The organism is Streptomyces sparsus (assembly GCF_054776295.1).
This window is the reverse complement of record NZ_BAAHCA010000294.1, coordinates 1-5,256: the sequence shown is the minus strand read 5'-3', so window position 1 is coordinate 5,256 and position 5,256 is coordinate 1. Positions and strand designations below refer to the sequence as shown.

Sequence of the window (5,256 nt, the reverse complement as noted above, 5' to 3'; positions counted from 1 at the left end):
TCGGCGGCGTCGCCGCCCGGGCCGCGGACCACCACGCACCGGGCTCCCGCCAGCGACTCCACGGTGCGCCGCCGTGCCTCCGGCTGGTCCGTGCCCACCGGTACGTAGGCTGCGCCCAGCGCGTGCACCGCGAGCACCGCGACCACCTGCTCGACGCCCTTGGGCAGGGTGAGCACGACCCGGTCGCCGGCGGTGACACCGGCGGTGCGCAGGACGTGGGCCAGCCGCAGGGCCCGTTCCGCGAGTTCGCCGTAGGTCAGCGTCTCGCCGTCGCCCCAGAGCGCCGCCGGCGCCCGGTCCCGCTCGGCCGCCAGCCGGAAGAACTCCTGGTGCAGCGCCCGGCGAGGCAGGTCGGCACGGGTGCTGTTGGCGTTCCGGCGGGCCTGGAGCTGCGGTGCGGGCGGCCGTACCGGCAGGCTCTCCCACCAGGCGCTGGGTTGTGAGGCGAGCAGCCGCACGCGGTTGACGAAGGTCTCGAACATCACCTCCGGGACCCCGGCCTCGAAGAGGTTCTCGGTGGTCTCCCAGTTGATCAGCATGCCGCTCTCGTGCTCGATCAGCTGGAGGTCGATCCACACGCCCGAGGTCTGCGAACTCATCCACACCGGGGGGCCGAGCACCGCGCGGGTCGTCCCGTCGAACAGCTCACCGAGGCTGAGCGCGCTGGTGAACACGACGCCGGCCCGTCGGTTCGCCCCGGCGGTGGTCCTGGCCAGGTCGCGGAGAACCGAAGTGCCGCCGTACGCCGTGTGCGCGGCGTCGCGCCGGTACTGCTCCTGCACCGCGCGGGCGCGCTCGACGAAGGTGCGGCGTGCGTCGGGCGCCACCTGGAGCAGCAGCAGGTCGGTGAAGTCCCCGACGACCCCGCCGACTTCGGGATGCACCGGGAGCCGGTTCAGCACCGGCAGGTTGAGCAGGAACTCCGCTTCCTCGCTCCAGGCCGCGAGGACGTCCGTGTAGGCGGCGGCGACGGCCATCGACACCGTCAGGCCGTTGCTTCGCGCGTGCTGGGCGAGCCGCTCGTACGTCTCCGGCGCCAGCCAGGCGTGTCGCCGGACCGTGTCCACCCGCTCGATCCGCTCCGGCGGTGCGGCCAGTGGCAGCCGCGGTGCCTCGGGCAGGTCCTCGGCGCGGTCGCGCCAGTAGGAGACGTCGGCCGGGCGGGGCTCCCGTCCGGTGTCGGTGACCAGGCGGCGGTACTCGCGGAAGGTCAGGCCGGGCTGCGGGGGCGCGGCGTCGGGGGCCTCGTAGAGGCGGGCCAGGTCGCCGACGACGATCCGGAAGCTCGACGCGTCGCAGACGATCATGTCGATGTCGAGGAAGAGCCGGCCCTTCCCGTCGGGCAGCAGCGCCAGCCGCACGTCGAGCCCGCCGCTGTCGCCGACCGGCAGCGTCTGGTGGGAGAGGCTTCCGCGCAGTTCCGCCAGCCGCTGTTCGCGCTCCAGCTTCTCCAGGTCGCGCAGGTCGACGACCTCACCCAGCCCCCGGCACTCCGGCAGGATCCGCTGGTCGCCCCCGGCGCCGACGACCGCGCGGAGCATGGGGTGCCTGCGGCGCAGCGCGGCCACCGCGGCGTTCCAGCGTGCCACGTCGGCGGTGACGTCGAACTCGAAGTAGAAGTGCGACCCGGTGCCCAGCGGCATGCCCGGCTGCCGGCCCGACCAGTAGGCGTGCTGCATCGGCGCCAGCGGGAACCCGCCGGCCTCGGCGGCCTGGTCCCCCTCGGTCTCCGGGCGCGGGCCCGTGCCGTCGTCGGTTCCGGACAGCAGCGCTGACCAGGCGCGCACGGTGGGCTCCTCCACCAGGTCGCCGAACGTCACCTGGACGCCGGCCTCCTGCCAGGAGGCCGCCAGGTTCATCATCCCGAGGGAGTCCAGGCCCAGAGTGACGAGGTCCTCCTCGAAGCCGATCTCCGCGGCGGGTAGTTCCAGCCGCGCGGCGACGGTGTCGCGGATCTCCTCGGCGGACAGCGCGCGTCCCGCCGTCACCTCACTGGTCATCGTGGCCTCCCGTGCGCGGCCGGGGGCGGGCCCCGGCCTGGTCGGTGTGGGGCGCCGCGCTGCGGGCGGCGGTCGTGCAGATGCCGACGTACGTGGCGAGCAGCGACTCGACGAACTCCCGGTCGAAGCGGTCGGGGTTGTAGAAGAGCAGCACCCGCACCGTGTCCCGGTCGGGCACGGCGACGAGCTCCAGCTCGAAGCGGGTGGCGACGTCGTCGGGGACCAGGACCTCGATGTCCAGCCCGCCGGCCCGGGTCGAGTACACCGGGTCCGCCATCATCTGGAAGACCACGTCGTCGAGCCGCCGGTCGGTGCCCCCGAGATTGATCGGCAGCATCTGGAACGGCAGCGCCTGGTGGACGAAGGCGTCCATCACCGTGCGGTGCGTGGCCCGCAGGTGCGCGACGAAGTCGGTGCCGGTGAGCCGGGTCCGCAGCAGCACCATGTTGGCCAGGAACCCCACGGTGCGGCGGTGTTCGGCGCTGCGGTTGGCGAACAGGGTCGCCACGGCCAGGTCCTCCGCACCGCTGACCGACCGCAGGGCGCGGTAGTAGGCGGTGAGCAGGGCCACGAACATCGTCGACCGCTCCCGCTTGGCGAGGGCGGCCAGCGCGGCCACCGTCGGCGCGTCGAGGACGTGCTGCACGAGCCTGGTGTCGCGCGGCGCGCCCGCGGTGGCCTGCCGGATCGGCAGCGGGGGCAGCGTCACGTCCTTCAGCCGCTCGCCCCAGAAGGCGCTCAGCCGCTTCCCGGCAGGACCGGCCAGGGTCTCGCGCTGCTCCTCGGCGAACCGGGAGTACGCCGTGGCGTCGCCGGGGGCCTTCCCGTCCAGCTCGGCACACAGGTCCTCGAAGATCACGTTGCAGGACCACGAGTCGGTCACCATGTGGTGCATGTTGAGGCAGAGCACGTGGTGGTCCTCGGCGAGCCGCCACAGCGTGATGCGGACGGCGCTGTCGGTGGTGTCGATCCGGGTGCCCAGCTCCCTGGAGACCTCCCGGTCGGCGGACGCCCCGGGATCCGGTTCGCCGGAGAGGTCCACCTCGCGGATCTCCGGTGACGCGGCCGGGTGCACCAGCGCCTTGAGCCGACGGCCGCCGCCGGTGAAGGTGGTGCGCAGCGCCTCGTGCCGGGACGTCACGTGGTCGACCGCCTCCCGGAGTCTGCCGCGGTCCAGCGGGCCGCGCAGCCTGCACAGGACCGGGCAGTTCAGCGCGCCCTCCTCACCCCGGTAGCGGTCGAGGAACCACAGCAGCGTCTGGCCCACGGACGGGCGGATCTCGGTGACTGTCACGTCCGGTAACGTAACGACGGTCGTCGCCCGTGCAGCCGCCGCTGAAAGAAAGCTGAGAGGACCTTCACGTTCCTTTCTCGCCCCTCGGGCCTGTCCCGCGCCTGGGTCAGGGTGAGGGCACCTGTGTCGCGCGCGGCGCCCCGGCGGGGCGCCGGACCCGCCCGGCGGCACCGTCACACGGGAGGTCGCTCGATGCCAGCCAACCCCTTCGAAGACCCGGACGCGAGCTACCTGGTCCTGTGCAACCAGCGGGGCCAGCGGTCGCTGTGGCCGGCCCGGCTGCCGTCCCCCGCCGGATGGCTGGTGGAGCTGTCCGCGGCGTCCCGCGCCGACGCCTGCGCGCACGTCGCACGCGTCTGGCCCGACGTGCGCCCCGAGACCCCCTCGGCGACCGCGTCCGCGGCCGAGACCCTTCCCGCTCTCTTCGAGCGGGTGGTGGCGGAGCACCGGGAGCTGCCGGCGGTCGAGAGCGAACGCACCGCTCTGGCCTACGGCGAGCTGGGGGACCGGGTGAACCGCCTGGCCCGGAGGCTGCTCGCCGCCGGTCTCGGCCCCGGCGACCTCGTCGGGATATCCGTGCCCCGCGGGAGCGACCAGGTGGTGGCGGCACTCGCCGTGACGACCGCCGGAGCGGGCTACGTGCCGCTGGACCCGGGCTATCCGCCGGCACTGCTGCGCCACATGGTGGCCGACTCGGGGCTGCGGACCCTGCTGCACACCGGGGTGCCGCCGGTGGACGTCACCGGTCTGGAAACCCTCGACCTCGCCGCCCCGGACCCCGGTTCCCGTCCGGCCGGTCCGGTCACCGACGAGGAGCGACGGCGGCCGCTGCACGCCGAGGACACCGCCTACGTCATCTACACCTCGGGCTCCACCGGAACACCCAAGGGCGTGGTGATCCCGCACGCCGGTATGGCGGCGCTGGCCGCCGCGCAGCGGCACTGGATCGGCCCCGGACCCGGCGACCGGGTGCTGCAGTGGGCCTCGTTCAACTTCGACGCCGGGTTCTGGGACCTGACGCTGGCCCTGCTGTCGGGCGCCACCCTGGTGCTCACCGACGACCGCGCGGTGCTGCCGGGTGAGGAACTGCGCCGCACGCTGATCGACCGGCGGATCAGCCATGCGGTGCTGCCTCCGGTCGCGCTCACCGCCACCGACCCGGACGGCGTGCTGCCCGGCGGGGTGGTGCTCTCCACCGGGGACTCCTGCACACAGGCGCTGGTGGCGCGGTGGGCGCCCGGCCGGCGCATGTTCAACGGGTACGGACCCACCGAGATGACCGTGGGGGTGACCATGGCGGGACCGGTGCGGCCGGGTGAGCCGGTCAGCATCGGGCGGCCGTGGCCCGGCAACGAGGTCCGGGTGCTCGACGTGGACCTCCAGCCCTGCCAGCCGGGTGAGGAGGGCGAGCTCTACCTGGTGGGCGAGGGTGAGGCCCTCGGATACCTCAACCGGCCCGTCCTGACGGCGGAGCGCTTCGTCGCGGACCCGTACGGCGGCCCCGGGAACCGGATGTACCGGTCCGGCGACCTCGGGTACCTGGACAAGGACGGCTCGCTCTACTTCACCGGCCGCGCTGACCGCCAGGTGAAACTGCGGGGCTTCCGGGTCGAACCGGGTGAGGTCGAGGCGGCGTTGGAGTCCTGCGACGGCGTCCGGATCGGGGCGGTGGTCGTCACCGGTGAGGTGGACTCGGCGCGCCTGGTCGCCTTCGTGGTGCCCGGCGCGGACCCGGCCGACGACCTCGCGGAGGAACTGCGCCGGCGGCTCGCCGAGCGGTTGCCGGCGCACATGGTGCCCGCCCGCGTCGAGGTGGTGGCGTCCCTGCCGATGACCAGCAACGGCAAGATCGACCGCCGTGTCCTGGAGCGCCGGGCCGCCGGGTCCGCCGTTTCGTCGTCGCCGCCCACCCGCATGGCCTTCGGGCGGCCGATCGGCGCCAACCAGGCCATCCAGTTCAAG

Annotated in this window: 3 protein-coding genes; 1 reads left to right on the top strand and 2 read right to left on the bottom strand. The window is 73.8% G+C overall.

Annotated features, from left to right (window positions below):
* The coding region (locus ACYVE9_RS14700) for a condensation domain-containing protein (RefSeq protein WP_461028286.1) at nucleotides 1-2,000 on the bottom strand (2,000 nt) is incomplete at its 3' end.
* A complete protein-coding gene (locus ACYVE9_RS14695) occupies nucleotides 1,990-3,294 on the bottom strand; it encodes a condensation domain-containing protein (RefSeq protein ID WP_461028285.1) in 1,305 nt (434 codons plus the stop codon). The genes ACYVE9_RS14700 and ACYVE9_RS14695, both read right to left, overlap by 11 nt.
* Nucleotides 3,295-3,486: 192 nt before the next feature.
* Here ACYVE9_RS14695 and ACYVE9_RS14690 point away from each other — a divergent pair.
* Nucleotides 3,487-5,256: amino acid adenylation domain-containing protein (locus tag ACYVE9_RS14690; RefSeq protein WP_461028284.1), on the top strand; the 1,770-nt coding region annotated here is incomplete at its 3' end.